This window comes from Paenibacillus sp. SC116 (genome assembly GCF_024733555.1).
Taxonomy (GTDB): Bacteria; Bacillota; Bacilli; order Paenibacillales; family Paenibacillaceae; genus Paenibacillus_B.
The window spans coordinates 193710-211623 of sequence record NZ_JANIOF010000006.1 but is presented as its reverse complement, the minus strand read 5'-3'; the positions used below and the strand labels follow the sequence as shown (position 1 = coordinate 211623).

Annotated in this window: 19 protein-coding genes; 8 read left to right on the top strand and 11 right to left on the bottom strand. The window is 45.0% G+C overall.

The window, feature by feature from the left end; translation table 11 throughout:
- Positions 1 to 85: 85 nt before the first annotated feature.
- The 6 genes from NQ117_RS21025 to NQ117_RS21000 form a co-directional block, all read right to left on the bottom strand.
- A complete protein-coding gene (locus NQ117_RS21025) occupies positions 86 to 820 on the bottom strand; it encodes a class I SAM-dependent methyltransferase (protein ID WP_258279973.1) in 735 nt (244 codons plus the stop codon).
- 336 nt (positions 821 to 1156) lie between these two features.
- Positions 1157 to 2218, bottom strand: a complete 1062-nt coding sequence (locus tag NQ117_RS21020; RefSeq protein ID WP_258279972.1) for a Gfo/Idh/MocA family protein — start codon at positions 2216 to 2218, stop codon at positions 1157 to 1159.
- 79 nt (positions 2219 to 2297) lie between these two features.
- Positions 2298 to 3023 (bottom strand): ThuA domain-containing protein, encoded by a 726-nt coding sequence (locus tag NQ117_RS21015; protein WP_258279971.1) that lies wholly within the window; start codon positions 3021 to 3023, stop codon positions 2298 to 2300.
- A gap of 256 nt (positions 3024 to 3279) precedes the next feature.
- On the bottom strand, positions 3280 to 4248 hold the full coding sequence (locus tag NQ117_RS21010; protein ID WP_258279970.1) for a sugar phosphate isomerase/epimerase family protein: 969 nt from the start codon (positions 4246 to 4248) through the stop codon (positions 3280 to 3282).
- A gap of 81 nt (positions 4249 to 4329) precedes the next feature.
- Positions 4330 to 5412, bottom strand: coding sequence for a Gfo/Idh/MocA family protein (locus NQ117_RS21005; protein ID WP_258279969.1), 1083 nt, complete (start codon positions 5410 to 5412; stop codon positions 4330 to 4332).
- An 83-nt stretch (positions 5413 to 5495) separates the two neighbouring features.
- A complete protein-coding gene (locus NQ117_RS21000) occupies positions 5496 to 6254 on the bottom strand; it encodes a sugar phosphate isomerase/epimerase family protein (RefSeq protein ID WP_258279968.1) in 759 nt (252 codons plus the stop codon).
- Between the two features lie 286 nt (positions 6255 to 6540).
- Here NQ117_RS21000 and NQ117_RS20995 point away from each other — a divergent pair, with 286 nt between their 5' ends.
- The 5 genes from NQ117_RS20995 (at position 6541) to NQ117_RS20975 (ending at position 11557) form a co-directional block, all read left to right on the top strand.
- On the top strand, positions 6541 to 7383 hold the full coding sequence (locus NQ117_RS20995) for a helix-turn-helix domain-containing protein (protein ID WP_258279967.1): 843 nt from the start codon (positions 6541 to 6543) through the stop codon (positions 7381 to 7383).
- A gap of 806 nt (positions 7384 to 8189) precedes the next feature.
- On the top strand, positions 8190 to 9047 hold the full coding sequence (locus NQ117_RS20990) for a MurR/RpiR family transcriptional regulator (protein WP_258279966.1): 858 nt from the start codon (positions 8190 to 8192) through the stop codon (positions 9045 to 9047).
- 7 nt (positions 9048 to 9054) lie between these two features.
- A complete protein-coding gene (gene nagB / locus NQ117_RS20985; protein WP_258279965.1) occupies positions 9055 to 9783 on the top strand; it encodes a glucosamine-6-phosphate deaminase in 729 nt (242 codons plus the stop codon).
- Complete coding sequence (gene nagA, locus NQ117_RS20980) at positions 9776 to 10951, top strand: N-acetylglucosamine-6-phosphate deacetylase (RefSeq protein WP_258279964.1); 1176 nt, start codon at positions 9776 to 9778, stop codon at positions 10949 to 10951. The genes nagB and nagA overlap by 8 nt, the downstream gene beginning before the upstream one ends.
- Positions 10952 to 11308: 357 nt before the next feature.
- Positions 11309 to 11557 carry a hypothetical protein gene (locus tag NQ117_RS20975; RefSeq protein WP_258279963.1) on the top strand — a complete coding sequence of 83 codons (249 nt, stop codon included), beginning with the start codon at positions 11309 to 11311 and terminating at the stop codon, positions 11555 to 11557.
- Positions 11558 to 11811: 254 nt separating this feature from the next.
- Here NQ117_RS20975 and NQ117_RS20970 read toward each other — a convergent pair whose 3' ends face one another.
- Both NQ117_RS20970 and NQ117_RS20965 read right to left on the bottom strand, forming a co-directional pair.
- Complete coding sequence (locus NQ117_RS20970; RefSeq protein WP_028594140.1) at positions 11812 to 12036, bottom strand: helix-turn-helix domain-containing protein; 225 nt, start codon at positions 12034 to 12036, stop codon at positions 11812 to 11814.
- 203 nt (positions 12037 to 12239) lie between these two features.
- Entirely contained in the window at positions 12240 to 12962 is a 723-nt protein-coding gene (locus tag NQ117_RS20965) for a YhcN/YlaJ family sporulation lipoprotein (protein WP_258279962.1), read from the bottom strand.
- A 250-nt stretch (positions 12963 to 13212) separates the two neighbouring features.
- On the opposite strand from NQ117_RS20965, the gene NQ117_RS20960 reads away from it, so the two are divergent.
- Positions 13213 to 14301 (top strand): glycosyltransferase family 4 protein, encoded by a 1089-nt coding sequence (locus tag NQ117_RS20960; protein WP_258279961.1) that lies wholly within the window; start codon positions 13213 to 13215, stop codon positions 14299 to 14301.
- Positions 14302 to 14367: 66 nt separating this feature from the next.
- Here NQ117_RS20960 and NQ117_RS20955 read toward each other — a convergent pair whose 3' ends face one another.
- A complete protein-coding gene (locus tag NQ117_RS20955; protein ID WP_258279960.1) occupies positions 14368 to 15297 on the bottom strand; it encodes an NAD-dependent epimerase/dehydratase family protein in 930 nt (309 codons plus the stop codon).
- Between the two features lie 69 nt (positions 15298 to 15366).
- Positions 15367 to 15723, bottom strand: a complete 357-nt coding sequence (locus NQ117_RS20950) for a hypothetical protein (protein ID WP_258279959.1) — start codon at positions 15721 to 15723, stop codon at positions 15367 to 15369.
- Positions 15724 to 15917: 194 nt separating this feature from the next.
- Between NQ117_RS20950 and NQ117_RS20945 the strand changes: the two genes are divergently transcribed.
- Positions 15918 to 17123: a glycosyltransferase family 4 protein gene (locus NQ117_RS20945; protein WP_258279958.1), complete on the top strand. Its 1206-nt coding sequence runs from the start codon at positions 15918 to 15920 to the stop codon at positions 17121 to 17123.
- A gap of 48 nt (positions 17124 to 17171) precedes the next feature.
- Entirely contained in the window at positions 17172 to 17357 is a 186-nt protein-coding gene (locus NQ117_RS20940) for a hypothetical protein (RefSeq protein ID WP_258279957.1), read from the top strand.
- A gap of 118 nt (positions 17358 to 17475) precedes the next feature.
- Here NQ117_RS20940 and NQ117_RS20935 read toward each other — a convergent pair whose 3' ends face one another.
- A complete protein-coding gene (locus NQ117_RS20935) occupies positions 17476 to 17790 on the bottom strand; it encodes a YbjQ family protein (protein ID WP_258279956.1) in 315 nt (104 codons plus the stop codon).
- Positions 17791 to 17914 lie beyond the last annotated feature (124 nt).

Below are 17914 nucleotides of genomic sequence, written 5' to 3'. Positions count from 1 at the left end.
CTCTCTATTTTAGTTAAAGTCTAGGGATTCCTCTAAACAGATGTATACATGCATAAATAATGGAGCTTGTGAGTGTAAGTAAGGATTAACGTTTATGCCCAATCATGATCAATCTTTTTGATGTCTCTGAATCGTAAGGCGCACCGTCGTAACCGCCAAATACGGCATCCAGCTGCAATCCTGCTGCGGAGAACATCTGTTCAAACGGCTCTCTTCCATACAGCTTAACCCGCTCATCATAATGACGAATATCGCCCGTGTCCAAATGCGTAAGCATGATGTGTTTCTTTACACAGCCATCCTCAATCTTGCGCGTTTCCGTGATTCGATTGCCTTCATCCACCCGTTCGGACTCCGCAACTAGATGATTTTCTATATAGGTAGGATTTAAAAAGTCGATCAGAAACGGTGCATCTGGCTTAAGCACTCGACTTACTTCTGCAATAACTTGGCCGTTCTCTTCATCTCGCTCGAAATAGCCAAACGAGGTAAATACGTTGACAACCGCATCAAAAGTATTTTCAAACGGCAGCTTCCGCATATCACCGTGAACGAACTCTACTTGCTCTGCTTGGTCCTGAAGACGTGCCTCACGAAGCAGTACCTCTGACAAATCCATCCCTGTTACCTGATAACCTGCTTCTGCGAGTGCAAGCGAGTGACGCCCCATCCCACAGCACAAATCCAATATATGAGCGCCTGTAGGGAGTTCCAGCCAACTTACCATTCGTTGAACTTCCTCTACAGCACCCTGCATATCGCGATGCTTGTATACTAGCAAATAATCTTCACCAAAACTTTGTTCATACCATGCCTTCATATTCATTCACCTCAATAAAATACAACCATAGACATGTAAGCGGCATATGAATCATACGTGCGACACGCATAGTTTCACTGTATGCCCATCATGCTATTCCACTATTGTACCTGTTAGGGAAGCATTTGTTAACTGTGCTTACTCGATTCTCTTACAACCGAAAACCTCCACATCACATCTTCATCACCTATCCAAAAAGAAAAGACTGCCCAGAACAAGTCGCAGCCAATCCTTGCAACTCGTTATGCAACAGTCTCCTATTTTCTACTCACTTCTCAAATGGTTAGCTTTCTGCTTATCCGAATCTGAAACAACTTTTAACATTACTGTGATCGCCTAGTCCAGCCGAATTTCACGGCCTTCACGCGCTGACTGATACATCGCATCTAGAATACGAATCATATCTACGCCTTGATCCGGCGTAAACTCAGGCTCCGCTAAACCAAGCACGGCATCAACAAAATGATTTACATTTTCTTGATGTCCCCAGCCGCCAATCGGAATTTGCGGTTCTGAATTAACCGATTGTCCACCGATATCGGTAAACAACTTGAATGTCTCATTGCGCATAGAGAAGCCGCCCTTGGTACCACGCATTTCCACGAATACATCATCTTCTTCAATATGAGAGGCCCAGCTGACCTCTACTTGGAGCGTTGCTCCATTATCAAAGCGAATAAAGCCCGTAGCCAAGTCCTCAACGTCATACGTGTTCCCTTCAACATGGCGGGATTCACCTTCGATCTTCGCTTGAGCAAAGTGACTGTATGTCGCGCCTGTTACCGCAATCGGCTTCGGATTGCCCATGAGCCACATCGACAAGTCAATCATATGAACACCAAGATCAATGAGCGGTCCGCCACCAGAAAGCTCTTTCGTCGTAAACCAGCCGCCCTTTCCCGGGATACCCTTGCGTCGTATCCATCCACAGCGGCCTGTATACAGATGACCTGCACCGCCTTCCGCAATCCACTGCTTCAGGAACTTCGGACGTGAGCGATAACGGTTATTGCGCATGACCATAAGTACTTTGCCGCTCTTCTCCGCCGCTTCTTTCATACGAAGCGCTTCTTCAGCATGAATCGCATCCGGCTTCTCACAGAACACATGCAGGCCGCGCTCCAAAGCCGCAATCGCCAATGGTCCATGCAAATAGTTAGGCGAGCAAATATCGATAATGTCGAGCTCTTCTTGCTCCAACATCTCTTCCCATTCTGTGTACACGCGGACTTGTCCGATCTCATCCGCTACGGCACAAGCGGAAGGCTTATGCGTATCGCATACCGCGACGATCTCCGTATGTGGATTTTCCAGAAAAGCAGGCATATGAGCACCGCGGAAAATGCCTCCCGTTGAAATTACACCTACACGCAACTTGCGTTCCATATTTGCTGTCATCTTGCTCACGTCCAATCTCTATGAATAGAAATATGATAACCTGCCCTCATCGAAGGCAGGTTATCGACTTGCTTATCTATTAACCGTTCAACGGCTCTAGCGGTTGTGCATGGCCATACGCTGGATAGCTGCGAGTGGACGGCTTCGCCCACTCGACTGCATTGCGGATGACACGTTGAATTTGTTCGTTATGATACGTAGGGTAAGTCTCATGACCTGGACGGAAGTAGAAGATCTTCCCTTGACCACGCGTATACGTGCAGCCGCTGCGGAACACTTCTCCGCCAGTGAACCAGCTGACGAATACAAGTTCATCAGGCTGTGGAATATCAAAATGCTCGCCGTACATTTCTTCGGCTTCAAGCTCAATATATTCACCGATGCCTTCTGCAATCGGGTGGCCTGGAGCGACAACCCATAGACGCTCCTTGTCGTTTGCTTCACGCCATTTTAAATCGCAAGATGTGCCCATAAGCTTCTTGAATATTTTTGAAAAATGACCAGAGTGAAGAACGATTAGTCCCATTCCGTGCAGAACACGGTTGTACACACGCTCCACGATCGCCTCATCCACATCTCCGTGTGCCAAATGGCCCCACCAAAGCAAAACATCGGTGTCATTAAGCACTTCTTCTGTCAATCCATGCTCAGGCATATCCAAAGTTGCGTGACGAACTACGAACGAGGAACCAAGTCCATCGCCGATTGCACCATGAATGCCGTTCGGATAAATCTCTGCTACTTTGGGATTGCGTTTCTCATGCTGATATTCATTCCAGATCGTAACTTTAATCGGTTGTGTCATGATGGCTCCGCTCCTATTATCTATGTTATGAAATATAGTAGATCCTCGTCAGATTAACGTTTAACGACAATTATGCAGTTATTTAATGTCTAAATGCGCCCATCGTTGCTAATATCCGCAAAAATACACTTATTTTCGTAGCCTCGCCTTTTTCAATGCATATTTGAACGAAATAACAGCAACTTTGTCCTTATTTATCGCAAAATGATGATTTCTACTTAAATTAGCTGCAGTTTTGTCCATAAAGACTCGAAACTTACACCCACCACATTTCGCCTAACGGCTCTTTCATCAAAATAGGCTGCAAAGCTTGAACGGCCTTTGTGAAGCCTTCATCGATCGACATCAAGCCATCTTCATGCTCAATACTAATTACGTAATCGTAGCCTACTAACCTCAGCGCACTAATGATATCCGCCCATGTCTTCGCATCATGTCCATAGCCGACTGTACGGAACTGCCATGCACGGTCCAGCATGTTAGAGTAAGACTGCATATCCGTAATACCATGACGATGCACATTTACAGGATCGATTGTTGTGTCTTTCGCATGGAAATGATGAAGCGCATTTTCACGACCTAGAATGCGAATCGCCTGAACCGGATCGATACCTTGCCACCACATATGGCTCGGGTCCAAGTTAGCCCCAATCACTTCGCCTACTGCTTCACGCAGTTTGAGAAGAGTGGCAGGAGTATGGACGGAGAAGCCTCCATGCAATTCCAGACCAATTTTCACATTGCGCTCAGCTGCATATTGGCCAACTTCCTTCCAATAGGGAATGACCTTCTGCGACCACTGCCAGTCCAAAATTTCTTGAAAATCATTCGGCCACGGTGCCACAGGCCAGTTCGGATACTTCGCACCTTCATGATCGCCAGGGCAGCCAGAGAATCCATTTACTACAGGCACACCAAGCTCTGCAGCCAAGTCGATCGTTGCCATGAAATCATCATGGAACGCTTTCGCAATCGGTGCTTGCGGATGAAGCGGATTGCCGTGGCAGCTAAACGCGCTAATCGTCAAGCCTCTGGATGCAACCGCCTCGCGAAATGCTTCCAACTTCGCACGATCCGCTAGCAGCTCATGCGGATTCGCATGCTTGTTGCCTGGGTAGCCTCCTGTTCCGATTTCAACCGCCTCAACCCCTTTAGCAGCAATGGTATCTAACGCCTCTTCTAATGGAAGCTGTCCATACAACACCGTAAATACGCCCAGTTTCATTGCAATTCCTCCCCTGATTTCCCTGCGTGATATGTTGCTTATTCGCTATAATGCTGTTTTGTTTATAATCAAAATCTTTTATTATTCGAAGTATACCGCTTTGCCTGTGCGAGCAGATTCATATACAGCTTCAAGTATTTCAGATACAACACAAGCTTGCTTTGGTGTAACAACCGGCTCTTTATCGTTCTCAATCGCATCGATCCATAGACGCATTTCAAGATCAGGTGCACTTTCTGTTTCACCGTCGTAGAACGCAACCCCACCGCTATTCATTTCAATCTTCTGCTCATACAAACGGCTGTGCTTCTCGCCATTAATCGTCAGGCCGTTCCACATATCTGCGCCGCCTTCTGTACCGCTCAATGTACACATCGCTTCACCAACTTGTGTAACATTAAGCGCCCAGCTTGATTCCAACATAATTGTCGCACCATTTTTCATAACGATCATACCGAAAGCAGAATCTTCTACTTTGAACTTTTCTGGGTCCCATGGTCCCCATGCATTTGCTGCATCTTTACGGCTGCCAAGCTTATGGAATGACGATCCAAGCACAACCTTTGGCTCGTAGTTGTCCATCATCCACATTGTTAAGTCCAACGCATGTGTGCCGATATCGATCAAAGGTCCGCCGCCTTGCTTCTCTTCGTCAAGGAATACGCCCCATGTCGGAACTGCGCGACGACGAATGGCATGCGCTTTGGAGAAGTAGATGTCGCCAAGATCCCCGGCTTCACATACTTTCTTCAAATACTGGCTGTCCGAACGGAAACGATTGTTGTAACCCACCGTCAACTTCATACCTGTACGCTCAGCTGCCTCAACCATTCGGCGTGCATCTACTGCTGTCTTCGCCATAGGTTTCTCACACATGACGTGCTTGCCGTTTTCTAAGAAATCAATTGTAATTTCTGCATGGGAATCATTTGGTGTACATACATGAACGATATCAATCGTCTTATCTGCAAGCAGTTCGTTGTAGTCTGTAGTTACTACCGCATCAGCTGTTCCATATTTCTCTTTCGCTTCCTGCGCACGCTCTTCCTCAATATCACAAAATGCTACCATTTCAACATTTTTAAGCTTTGCCAAGGAAGGCATATGCTTGCCGTTCGCAATACCGCCACAACCAATAATCGCAATTCGATACATTTTAGACATAACGATTCCTCCTCATATTTGGACAGCCGCTGCTGTTTACATTTTAGAAATAATATTATCCATACATTTGTAACGACCTTTAACTAACTCAAATGGAGATGATTCTTTATCCAAGCCAAGTTGGCTGCCGAGCTTTCCATTGCACATCGCTGTGTATTGTCCTGCTCAACAATAAGCCATTCCACACCAATCTCTTCAGCGGTACGAGCAATCGCCGCTAGATCCAGCTCGCCTTGTCCTAGCTCTACGGTAAGCGGACCTTCCGGCGTACGTTTTAAATCTTTATAATGAATGAGCGGCAGCCGTTGCGCATGCTGCACGATCACATCTAGCGGCTCGAAGTCTGCATACTGAATCCAGCATACGTCTAGTTCCGCAAGCAATTTTGACGATGGCACAAGCTCAAATATCCAATCATGCACAGTCTTTCCTGCTACTGCTGTTGTAAATTCAAAATCATGATTGTGATATACAATTTGAAGACCGTGCTTACCAGCCTGATCCGCTGCTTGCTCCAATATAGATGCTGTATGTTTCAACGCATCCATCGTTTCGTATTGCGCTTTATCCAACCACGGGCAGATCAAATAACGATTGCCAACAGCTAAGCTCATTTCAATATGTTCATCTAAATGTTTGTGCAGCTGTTCTAAGCCGACATGACTCCCAGCTACCTGCAAACCATTATTCTTAAGCACTGATGCCAGCTGCTCCGGCTTCAGATCGCCATAACCAGCTAACTCAACGCCTCCATACCCCATCTCAGCCACTCGAGCGAGCGTGCCAGTGAAGTCACGTGCTGCCTCTTCCCGAACGGTATACAGCTGCAAGCCAATTTGCATGCTAATCCACCTCATCGTCTTTGGAACATATTTTTTAAAACGCCGTTTAAAACATCCTGTAATGATTCAAATTCAATCATGTAAAATAGTAAATTAGTTCTGTACTCGGTAAAAAAGCGATGCTAAAAATATGAAAGTAAAGCGCTTTCTTACTGATGGTTTCATTGTGCCACATCCATCTCTAACTGAGAATGAAGGATATAGTCTATACATGAACAATTCTGCTGCGTATACTAATAATTAAGGTGAATGCTGTATACAACTACGAATGAAATGAGGCAGTGGTATGGAACAACAACCGGCGACGACAACACAACCCATCGATGTTTTATTTTCTGGACATGCCCGTCATTCCAAAGCACATAATCTAATTATCCCGGAAATGAAACACTACTTAATTCGACTGCAGCTAGAAGGCAGCGGTCATACAACCATAGACGGAACAGATAAGCCAATTAAGCCCGGAAGCCTTTTGCTGCTTAAACCCGGGGAATATTATAACTTGAAAATTGGCTACACCGATCCCAAACTACTGATCCCGCTAACCAAAGTACACAGTCTTGACTACTACTTAATTATTAATGGCCCTATGGTAAAGCAATGGTGGGCAGAGCACGTTCGCGAACCGCTCGTTGAGATTGATTTGGAAGATCGAATGTTAGCCATATGGCGAGAGATAATGATGGAGCATCGACTGGACCCTACGAACATGAACGATATCGTTGAGCATTTAACATATGTATTGTTTCGCTACATGGAACGAACGTTAGCGGGGCCTGAAGGTAACGCAGCACATGACTTGCCGCGGACTGTGCTCAAAATGAAGCAATATATTGAACAATCAGCCGCTGATCCGTTCACGATTAAAGACGTTGCAGACTATGTTCAACTTAGTGAATCTCGCGCCTCCCATCTATTTAAGGGAGCAACAGGCCAGTCGATTATGGATTACGCAATAGAGTGCCGCTTGAATATGGCATGTGAACGGATACTGCATGGCTATATGTCTTTGGAACAAATCGCAGAGATGTGCGGTTTCCAGAGCTATACGTATTTTCATCGCACATTTAAAAAGCGACTTGGCTTGTCCCCTAGCCAATACCGTGAACAACGAACGCTAGGAAGATAAGCGTTAAGGGTAGCTAGGAGTTGTTCTTCAAATAGAGGAAATAATGATGAAGCAGACAAAAATGCAGTTATTTTATTTAGAAATCTGCGATTAGATACAAATAAGGACAAATGTGCAGTTATTTTCATCGAAAATGCGCTGTAGGAGATTATGATGCATAAATAACTGCACATTTGCGGAAATTTCCCCTGATAAGCTCTACTGCAGACTAAATAAATGCACATTTGTCACTAGTTTAAACAGTTAGCCAAGCCCCCCATTACAAATCTCATTCTTATGAGAAAACAATCACTCCCTCCACTTCAAAATCGCTTGTGAGGGCCCACTAGTGATCACTAGAGATCTTTTAGAGTCCCCTGGGTCCTTTAGTAGGGGCTTTAGAGTCCCTTAGTATGGCTACAGAGTCGGCTACAGAGTCATCTCATTTAAAGCCCTTTAGAGTCATTTAGAGCCCTTTACTTTTTAAAATTGGAACGTACACGCATCATGCGAACACTTTATGAACAGCCCTCCTATTTATTTAAACAGCCCACTTATATATTCAGAGGATTTTGATTTTGATTTGCATGCAAGAGGGACAATCTAACATACATGCACCACTTTAGTTAGGAATATTTTGTTGGAGCTTTAAGCTTTTGTGCATCATTTTTATCAGAGAATTGGTATTTCCATGAACTTTCTTTAGAGCTATTGCAACTGGGGGGAATGTCTTATATGCTAGGGGTATACTCATTAAAATAATTTTCACATCAACGATCTTATTTACGAAAATGATTTTTACATCAATATTGTAAAGGTTGATAGCTTTGTCTAGTATTCTACATGCTATAGAGCAGCGACATGATCAGTTCCATCAACAAGAAAGTAAACTGGCTGCGTACATTCTGCAGTTCCCGAGCAATGTAATCAATATGGGAATAACAGAATTGGCAGAACAGTCTGGCACCTCAGCAGCTACCGTGACGCGCTTTTGCAAGTCGTTCCATTTCCGTGGATTTCCTGACTTCAAGACGAAGCTTGCTGCCGATCTTGCCCAACAGACATCTCCGCTAACATACCAAGATATTATTGCAGGCAATCCGCTAGCGGACATCGTCAAGGCAATCGAGGCCAATCATCTCCGTTCTATCGCAGATACCACTCGCCTCTTGGATATACCGTCCTTGACACGGGCAGTAGCTGCATTGAATGGAGCACGCCAAATTGATTTATATGGAGTTGCTACCTCAGGTATCGTAGCGCTTGATTTCTATCAGAAGCTGATTAGGATTGGCAAACGAGCTACTGCATTCCAGGATCCTCATATGCAAATTACATCAGCGGCCAATTTGACAGAGGAAGATGTCGTCGTCGCTATTTCCTATTCAGGGGAAACACCTGAGACGATTGAAGCGCTGCAATGCGCGAAAGAGCGCGGCGCTACAACGATATCTCTTTCCAAGGTTGGCTCCAGCCGATTAGCAGAGCTGGCTGATATTAACTTATTCGCCTCTTCATTAGAAGAAGGAATGCGCAGAGGAGATATGGCTTCTCGAATCGCTCAGCTGCACGTGATTGACACGTTGTTCGCAGCCATGGTCAGTGAAGCATTCGACGATCACATTCCGATGCTAGAGCAATCGTATCGCATGGTACGCAAGTACCGTAAAGATAAAGGGAGGTAATGGCATAATGAATATTATGACTTTTAACACAAACGAAGAATTGAACCAAATCGCAGCAGGTATTTTCGCAAGCCTTATCCAAACGAAACCTACTGCTGTTCTTGGCTTGGCAACAGGCAGCACGCCAATCGGCATTTACCAAGAGCTTATTCGGTTGAATGAGAAGGGCTATGTTGATTTTAAAGACGTAACCTCTTACAACTTGGATGAATATTGCGGACTTCCAGCCGATCACCCAGAGACATACCGTTCCTTCATGAACGTGCAATTGTTCAACCATATTAATATCGATAAAGCACAAACGCATGTACCTAACGGTAATGCAGCTGACTTGGAAGCAGAAAGCAAGTCCTATGATGAGCAGCTCGCTAAAGCTTCCATTGATCTTCAATTGCTCGGTCTTGGCCACAACGGTCACATCGGCTTCAACGAACCAGATGCAGAGCTACATGCAGGAACGCATGTCGTGAACTTGAAAGAAGAAACTCGTCAAGCTAACGCTCGTTTCTTCAACTCGATTGACGAAGTTCCTACACAAGCAATTACAATGGGCGTAGGCTCTATTCTTAAAGCGAAAATGGTCATGCTTGTCGTACGCGGCGCAGAAAAAGCAGACATCGTTCACCGCGCTTTGACGGGTCCAATTACGACGGAAGTGCCAGCATCCTTGCTGCAAACACATCCTAACGTGGTGGTACTTCTCGACAAAGAGGCGGCGAAACATTTCCATGCATAATACAACTTTTACGATTAAAAATGCTCAAGTTGTGACGTTGAACGGCGTTATCTCTAACGGTGTTGTTCGTATCGTTGATGGTCGTATTGCCTATATCGGCACGCAAGCACAACTAACAGAAGCAGACCAAGTGTGGCTGTCCGATGCGATCGATGCTGACAACGGCTACTTGCTGCCAGGCTTCATTGATGTTCATGTCCATGGCGGTTTCGGCGCGGACTTTATGGATGCAACGGCAGAAGCATACGACACGATTACAAAATTCCATATGGAACATGGCACGACAGCAATGCTGGCAACGTCGATGACACAGTCCCGCGAAGCGCTTAGCAGCGTAGTAGCAGCAGTAGAGTCCTACATCAGCAACGGCTCTTCCTACGCGCAGCTGGCAGGTCTACATTTGGAAGGACCATTCGTCAATCCAAAGTATAAAGGCGCTCAAAACGAAGCTTACATGATGGACCCACAGCTAGAGTGGCTGCAAGAGTGGCATGAGAAGCATCCTGGCATTATGAAGCAGCTCACACTTGCTCCAGAGCGCAACGAGTCGCTCGAAGCGATTCGCTGGTGTCGCGCTCACGGCATTAACGTTGCTGCTGGGCATACAGGAGCAACGTACGATGAGATGACTGTCGCTGCGAATGCAGGCTTGAATCAAGCTGTGCATACGTTCAATGCAATGACAGGCGTTCACCATCGCGATCCTGGCGTAGCGGGTGCAGTTCTAACAGATGACCGTATCACGGCAGAAATTATTGCCGACGGCATTCACGTTCACCCCGCATGCATCAAACTGCTTGCTCGTTCCAAAGCACCCGGCAAACTCGTGCTCATTACTGACGCGATGGCTGCTGCTGGCATGCCTGACGGTCAATATGACCTTGGCGGCCTTGCCGTAACAATGAAGGATGGCGAATGCCGCCTTACAGAAGGCGGTGCACTTGCTGGCAGCACGCTGACGATGATCGAAGCGGTTCGATTCGTCATCAACCAAGTAGGTTTGTCGCTTGAAGAGGCTTCCCGCCTCGCAAGCATCAATCCTGCCCAATTAATCGGCATTGACGAAGTGACAGGCAGCATCGAAGTTGGCAAGCAAGCTGACCTCGTGTTAACAGACCGTGACCTAAACGTTAGAGACGTATGGGTAAAAGGAAATACAAAAGCTTAATATGACGTTAGCAAAGCGCTAATGTAGTAATCATACAATAAGAACCTTCAATGCCACATTTAACGGGCTAAATCCCACCAGTGGTATTGGAGGTTTTTTCTGCATGAATTTAAGAATGCCTTCCTTAGTTCGCAACAAACGCTGCCATAGCAAGTATACATAAAAGCATGCTATAATCATTTTTTTCTTTTAATAACAGGCATATTTTATATAGTTGAAGTAACTTTCATTGAAACAGGTGACCTATTATCATTCTATTCTTATATCCATTCACGCTCACGCTCTGCCTGTAGACGAATAACGAATACCCTTGGTGTCCTCTATGGGCGGAGCCTCTTTCCAAGGGAGCGTGATGGCATGAAGCCTCAAAACAAAAATCGCAATAAAGCCTATGCTAGACATCAAAGAAAACGAATCATTCAGCGCAAGAAGCTGATAGCTGCTCAGCGGGATTGGTTAGTCAAAATCGAAGGGCGTTTTGCCAAAGGAAAAGTACATTGTTCTTGCGCGATGTGCAGCGAGAAGACCAAACAGCACGGGTATCCAAAATCACAATTGATAAAAATGATAAACTGTCATGAGCAGTTGTTTGATTACGATTATTAAATTAGCCTTGAATACAAGAGTGATTACCTTATTAGGTAGTCACTTTCTTTTTTATAAAATAAGTTTGTATGATAGCTTCCTCACAAAAAAATAAAGCGTCCCCGCCAGTACCCGCGAAAGTACTGTGTCGGACGCTCAATTATATCTGATGCAAGCTGCTTGAACTTGCTCATCCCATAACCTTTTTTCCTGCTTACCGTATTGACAGTAAAGGCAAGATTACAAAGGTTAAACGATAAGGGCGTGAACTGCTATCAGATTTTTAACTCCCCAAGCTTGATAAGCTGGACAACCGCTTGTGAACGACCTTTTACATTTAGTTTCTGCATCACATTCGAGATGTGATTTCGAACCGTCTTCTCGCTGATGAATAACTGTTGCGCGATATCGCGGGTCGTTTTGTCTTGTACGAGCAATTCAAAGACTTCACGTTCACGGTTGGTTAAAAGGAATTTGCTCTTGTGATCGCTGCCCTTCAAGTGTCACCCCTCCTTGCCCGAGTTTTGTGTAGATTTAACAAGGTTAAGGGATACAGTCAAAGTTATAGTATGAAGGGCACTTACACTTGGTGCTGAGCACAGTAAAAATGGGCTGTATCCTATACGCTATACCAAAAGCATAATTGCTTATGACACAGTGTATCTGATGACAGCCCACTATTAGGGAGACGTAAGCGATGTTGTTATTTCACAGCATGCCCTGCGTTCGTTGGGAATATCCGTCTCGTCATATCATTAAATTCAACAGCAAAGCCTTGGAACGGATGACCTGCTTTTACATGCTCAGCATACTGAGACATACGATCTACAAAATGCGGATCTTCTGATACATGTACATTTTTGACGTTAGGGGAAGCTTTTTTCACTTCATGCGCAATCTTGGTCTTCAAATCCTGAGATATCGCTTTGTTGCCTGTATTCGCTTTATTTACGCCACCTTGTCTATGCGCAGATGCTGTTGTAACGGCAACATAAGCACTGTCATTGCTTTGTACAACGTAAGCACGATGCACACCTGGAATCGCAGCCACTCTATCAGCCGCTTTTTGGCTCAAAGTCATGTTTTGGCCAGTATACGGCATATTGCGATTCGTATTATACCCACGGTATCCACCATGGTTATACCCGTTTTGGTTATACCCGTTGTAGCCATAACCGCTTATGCCATCATTGCGATTAGAATTACGATAATAATTTCCATCCGTATTATATGGAGTGCCATATCCATTAGGGTAACCATATCCATTCGTGCCCTGTGTCCCGTATGGAGCCATTCCATTTTGGTAATTAGACGTCGTATTCGGGTACGCACCTTTTGTAGTTGTTCCGTTATTGTAACATCCCGTCAAACTTGTCATCATGACCATTGCTGCTGTCATTGTCAGTAGCGCTGCCTTCATACGCATGAATGTGATCCTCCTTATGATGAGTATTGATAAGGTGCTGCCATCTGTTATCATGCTCATCAGGCACGCTGCAAATGCTACTAAAAAGTTGGCATTGAACGGACGATAGTATGGTCAAATACTGCGATACTGCACCCTTCTGAACGACCGTGGAGCAAGACAACTTGCCCACACCGGAGTCGATTCAAGCTCATACAATGCTAACAAGCATTCGGAGGTATTCACGCCACATCGCTGGAGGCGGATAAGATTGAAGATTCTATTCACGTTCTACGTTCCAAGTGGAGGAATTGATACGCTAAATCGACAACGCTGTCAAGTACTCAAACATGTAGGTATCGAAGGCCATCTCCTATATACGACTCCCGGAAGCGTTATCCACAATCCGACCTCGATTCCTATGTATACGACATCTTATGACGAAGATATTTCCCAGCTTATTCGTACTCACCGTTATCAGCTAATTATCGTTTCTTCAGATTATTTAATGCTGGAGCGACTTCGCAGGCTAGGTTACAGAGGGCCTATTCTGTACGAGGCACAGGGACTTGGGCATATTAGCCTTGCGGAACGAACTGTACAGGAAGCTGTCCCGTACTTAAGGCAATATGCTGCTGGCGTTCATCTCCCCAAAACAGCCCATCTTGTCCAATTGTTTCGTAAATACTGTCCATGGCTGCCACAGTACTCCTTCCCTAATGTAGTAGACACAGATAAAATTCATTATAAATACAATCCGCCAGTGTCTAACCCTATTATTGCTTGGGTGGGGAGATTAGAAGCGAACAAGAACTGGAAGCACTTTTTAGAAATCGGCTATTGGATGCATTACTATATGCCCAATGTCCGTTTATGGATGTTTTACGATTCGACGATATATGTGGAACAAGATCTGCAAGAGTTCGAGCCATTTATCCAAAGGCTGAACTTGCAACATATTTTGACGATTCGTGATCGTGTGCCTCATTCACATATGGCGGACTACTACTCCATGATCGGTGACTCGGGAGGATTTCTGCTCTCTACGTCCCAAGCCGAGGGGTTCGGCTATGCGGTTGCTGAGGCCATGTGCTGCCGTTGCCCTGTTCTAAGTACGGATTCAGATGGCGTCCGTGCCTTTATCACCCATAATATAACTGGAAAATTTTATCCTTATGGCCACATTGAACAGGCTGTCCAAGAAGGTCGCTCGCTCATTTCCGATCAAGCTTTACGAGCCAGTATACAAGATCAAGGGATTCTTCATATTAAAAATCATTTTTCACCAAGCAAATATCAAGCTGACTTTCTCCATATGGTGAACCAAGTACTCGTTCTCACTCACAACAAGCGGAAATAAATAAACATCCAATCCTATGTAACTCTTCCTCAATAGGATTGGATGTTTTTGTTTTATCCTAGACGGCTAGCCAGATGGAAGTGCTGCTGCGGCATACTGCCATGTTAATTCCAGTCCTTGATGTAAAGAATAGCTAGGCCGCCAAGAGGAATGATGCTGAAGCTTATCCGCACTTAGGCAGCTATGTCGAATATCACCGATTCGCTTCATTCCCCGCTGCCGTTGAATACTTTTACCTGACAACTGTTCATAGATAAGGCTTAGCTCGTTAATGGAAACCGACTTTCCTGTACTAACGTTGAACGTATCATACAAGCGATGAGCAGCAACGGATTGGATGGCGCTTGACACATCTTTTACATAAATAAAATCCCTTGTTTGCTCACCATCTCCATGAATAAGGATCGGTTTATCGTGCAAAATACGATCAGTGAACAAAGCGATGACTCCGCCTTCACCTTTCGGTGTTTGACGGGGCCCATATACATTTGCAAATCGGAGTATGGAAGTATGAAGCTCGTGTTGCTGCGAAAATAAGCGAATGTACTGTTCAGCTGTCCATTTGGATAACCCATAGCATGAACTTGGATGGAGAGAATCACTTTCGCTGATCGTTGTGTGGGACTGATCGCCGTACACGGCAGAAGTGGAGGCAAAAATAAAGTGAGTATTTGATAAAGAGGCGCATGCTTGCAGCAATCGAATCGTGCCACTTGCATTTACGTCTAAATCGTCATAAGGATCTTCCTGCGACTTCTTCACATCAGCTTGGGCTGCTAAATGTACAACCACATCGGGCTGTAAAGATTGGATAAGAGATACAACAGCACGTCGGCGAATATCACCGTCATGCGTAATGGCTGAAGGATGTATCCAGCTGCGACTGCCCGTACTAAAATTGTCTAGCACATGTACTTCATGGCCATTCGATATCAAATCTTCCACAACGTGAGATCCGATAAATCCGGCCCCTCCTGTAACAATAATTCGCATCATGCCACTCTCTTTCCTGTGAGGGATGTATGAGCTGAACCTCAATTCCAATTCCTTATCAAAGGTACCCTCTCAATTCGTAAATTCCGTAAAAGATACCATGCCCCATTCATGAATAATGTGTCCTCTTCGGTTGTACACTCGAAGAATAATATCTAGTGGATGTTGGCCTGATATCGTCGTATACAGCTGGATGACAATTGTCCCAGCTATAAGCCGAATATCAGATAACTGCACTTCACAATTGGGCAACCCCGCTGGCGTTAGCCGATGCAAATGTTGAGCAAATACGGCGTCATTGGCCGTCAGCCTAACAAGTAAGTTCGATTGTTGAGGACACTGATTGCGGACAAACAAGGTGATTTTTTCATAGGGAGCTTTTCCGTTCCGTTCCACATTATCAATTAGCTGCGAGTAATATACACTCATCGTATCTTCTCCTCGCTTTATTCAGCTTTCATTAGCGATATCGTGATTACGATATGCTAGCTATAGCTGATTGGCAACGTACTCCTTTTCCATCTTCCGTCCATTTCCCAGCTTATCTAGGTGGACTGCCTATACAACTTTGCTATGCTTCCCATATATTAGAGCATCTAACTATGACAGCAGGGGGGTTGCGAATGAAAATACTGCTAGCGACATATTGGGAAATTCCCCATCTTGGCGGTGTATGGCCCCTAATGGAACGTCTAGCAAATGATCTCCGGGCTAGAGGCCATGAGGTAGACATATTCGGCAACAATGTTCATTACTATCATCTCGTCAATCAGCAGCGCCGCTTCATCAAGTCCCATTATTCACCGTTGATCGAAACACATTTGAATCATACTCCCCTCAGTGCCAATGCTGTCGTCTATCATACAGAAGTAGACCGTTTAATCATGGAACTCACTGCATCAACACTAAACCTAGGCCAGTACGATCTCATCCATACGCAAGACGCTATTTCTGCCCGCTCCATCGCTCGGGTGAAGCCTCCTCATGTCCCGCTCTTAGTTAATCCTCACGGATCACTGCTTGGCGAGATTAAGCTGCTTATCGACTCCAATGCTTTGCCTAGCAGCAACTTTGATCTGCTCTACGCTTACTATTTCTCGCTAGAAAAAAGAGGCATCCTATCAGCCAATCACGCGCTGTCCGCCTCCAATTGGCTGAAGCAAATATTAGGCCAAGATTACCGAGTTCCAGAAACACATGTAAGTGTTTTTCCATACGGAATCGATACGGCCCATTTTCACGCCCAGATGCATGTGCCTAACGAAGCTGTTGTTCCTCCTTATAAAAAAGTCATTACCTACGCAGGTCGCTTCGTCCATCTCAAAGGCATTCAAATATTGCTCAAAGCATTGTCTTCCTTAAAACAAGTTAGGCAGGACTGGGTGTGCTGGCTTATTGGCGAAGGTGATAACAAAAGTGAGTATATTCAGCAAGCCGAATCGCTCGGAATAGGTTCCGATGTTGTATTTTGGGGAGCTCGCTCTGACGTCCCTCGCTTCATGGCACTGACTGATATCTATGTGCAGCCTAGTTTGCAAGATAATCAGCCGCTCTCTGTTATTGAAGCGCAAGTTGCTGGCTGTGCTGTCATTGTCTCTTCGGCGAGCGGATTGCCAGAGATGGTTCAGCATGGGACAACAGGAGTCGTAGTGCCTACTAATGATAGTAATTCATTATTCCGTCATTTGCACCATTTACTGCAGTATGATACGCAAAGAATTCAAATTGGACAGCATGCTCAACATGTCGGTATGCATCATTGGTCTCTGGCACGTTACAATCAAGATATGTTTCATTTATATCAGCGTATTACTGGCAAGCCAGTATAACGATTCTATTTATACAACTTCTGTGATTGGAAATAAGGTGGTGCGCATATGCGAGTGCCCGGTCAATTGTACAGCAATTTATTTTTAACCACGTCATCAGTTCCCGAACTGCTTGTCGAAGATTCCATTTGGAATGAAGTATACCACTGGCTGCCGAAGTATTATTCCATCCCTGATCTTGATGTAATTGCCCCCGTCTTGGAACAATATAAAAAACAAATTGGAGAAGGTTAAGCGGCAATATCATGCTGTGTTGCATCTCTTAGCTCATCACAAAAAAAGAAGTACCGTCCAAAGCCTCCTGTAGGCGGACGGTACTTCTCCATTTCATTTTAATGAGATTGTCTGACTATCATCTAAGAACGACAGCCGTTCCGCTGGCTGCTACCATAAGCATGCCATCACGTATCACTTCATAGTCAATATCAATGCCGACTATCGCATTTGCACCGCGCGTACCTGCTTGATGTTTCATTTCAGTAAGAGCGATGTCACGTGCTTCTTTAAGTTTGCTCTCATAGGCACCTGAACGTCCGCCTACAATATCTCTTACCGAAGCAAAAATGTCCCTCACGACGTTTGCACCCATAATCGCTTCACCATTTACAATGCCGACGTACTGGACAATATCCTTGCCTTGAATCGATGAAGTCGTTGAAAGAATCATCGGTTACTGCCTCCTATTTGAAGTTCGTATTTCGCCTTAGTATACATAGTTGAAGCTATTTTTATCAGAAGGCGAGTATGAACTCCATGATGGAGGCAGTATCATTACCGATAGGATACTAATT

Excerpts from the sequence above, each read along its gene's own strand:
- NQ117_RS21025 (WP_258279973.1), bottom strand. The coding sequence starts at position 820 with ATGAAGGCATGGTATGAACAAAGTTTTGGTGAAGATTATTTGCTAGTA.
- NQ117_RS21020 (WP_258279972.1), bottom strand. The coding sequence starts at position 2,218 with ATGACAGCAAATATGGAACGCAAGTTGCGTGTAGGTGTAATTTCAACG.
- NQ117_RS21015 (WP_258279971.1), bottom strand. The coding sequence starts at position 3,023 with ATGACACAACCGATTAAAGTTACGATCTGGAATGAATATCAGCATGAG.
- NQ117_RS21010 (WP_258279970.1), bottom strand. The coding sequence starts at position 4,248 with ATGAAACTGGGCGTATTTACGGTGTTGTATGGACAGCTTCCATTAGAA.
- NQ117_RS21005 (WP_258279969.1), bottom strand. The coding sequence starts at position 5,412 with ATGTCTAAAATGTATCGAATTGCGATTATTGGTTGTGGCGGTATTGCG.
- NQ117_RS21000 (WP_258279968.1), bottom strand. The coding sequence starts at position 6,254 with ATGCAAATTGGCTTGCAGCTGTATACCGTTCGGGAAGAGGCAGCACGT.
- NQ117_RS20995 (WP_258279967.1), top strand. The coding sequence starts at position 6,541 with ATGGAACAACAACCGGCGACGACAACACAACCCATCGATGTTTTATTT.
- nagB (WP_258279965.1), top strand. The coding sequence starts at position 9,055 with ATGAATATTATGACTTTTAACACAAACGAAGAATTGAACCAAATCGCA.
- nagA (WP_258279964.1), top strand. The coding sequence starts at position 9,776 with ATGCATAATACAACTTTTACGATTAAAAATGCTCAAGTTGTGACGTTG.
- NQ117_RS20975 (WP_258279963.1), top strand. The coding sequence starts at position 11,309 with ATGAAGCCTCAAAACAAAAATCGCAATAAAGCCTATGCTAGACATCAA.
- NQ117_RS20965 (WP_258279962.1), bottom strand. The coding sequence starts at position 12,962 with ATGCGTATGAAGGCAGCGCTACTGACAATGACAGCAGCAATGGTCATG.
- NQ117_RS20955 (WP_258279960.1), bottom strand. The coding sequence starts at position 15,297 with ATGATGCGAATTATTGTTACAGGAGGGGCCGGATTTATCGGATCTCAC.
- NQ117_RS20950 (WP_258279959.1), bottom strand. The coding sequence starts at position 15,723 with ATGAGTGTATATTACTCGCAGCTAATTGATAATGTGGAACGGAACGGA.
- NQ117_RS20945 (WP_258279958.1), top strand. The coding sequence starts at position 15,918 with ATGAAAATACTGCTAGCGACATATTGGGAAATTCCCCATCTTGGCGGT.
- NQ117_RS20940 (WP_258279957.1), top strand. The coding sequence starts at position 17,172 with ATGCGAGTGCCCGGTCAATTGTACAGCAATTTATTTTTAACCACGTCA.
- NQ117_RS20935 (WP_258279956.1), bottom strand. The coding sequence starts at position 17,790 with ATGATTCTTTCAACGACTTCATCGATTCAAGGCAAGGATATTGTCCAG.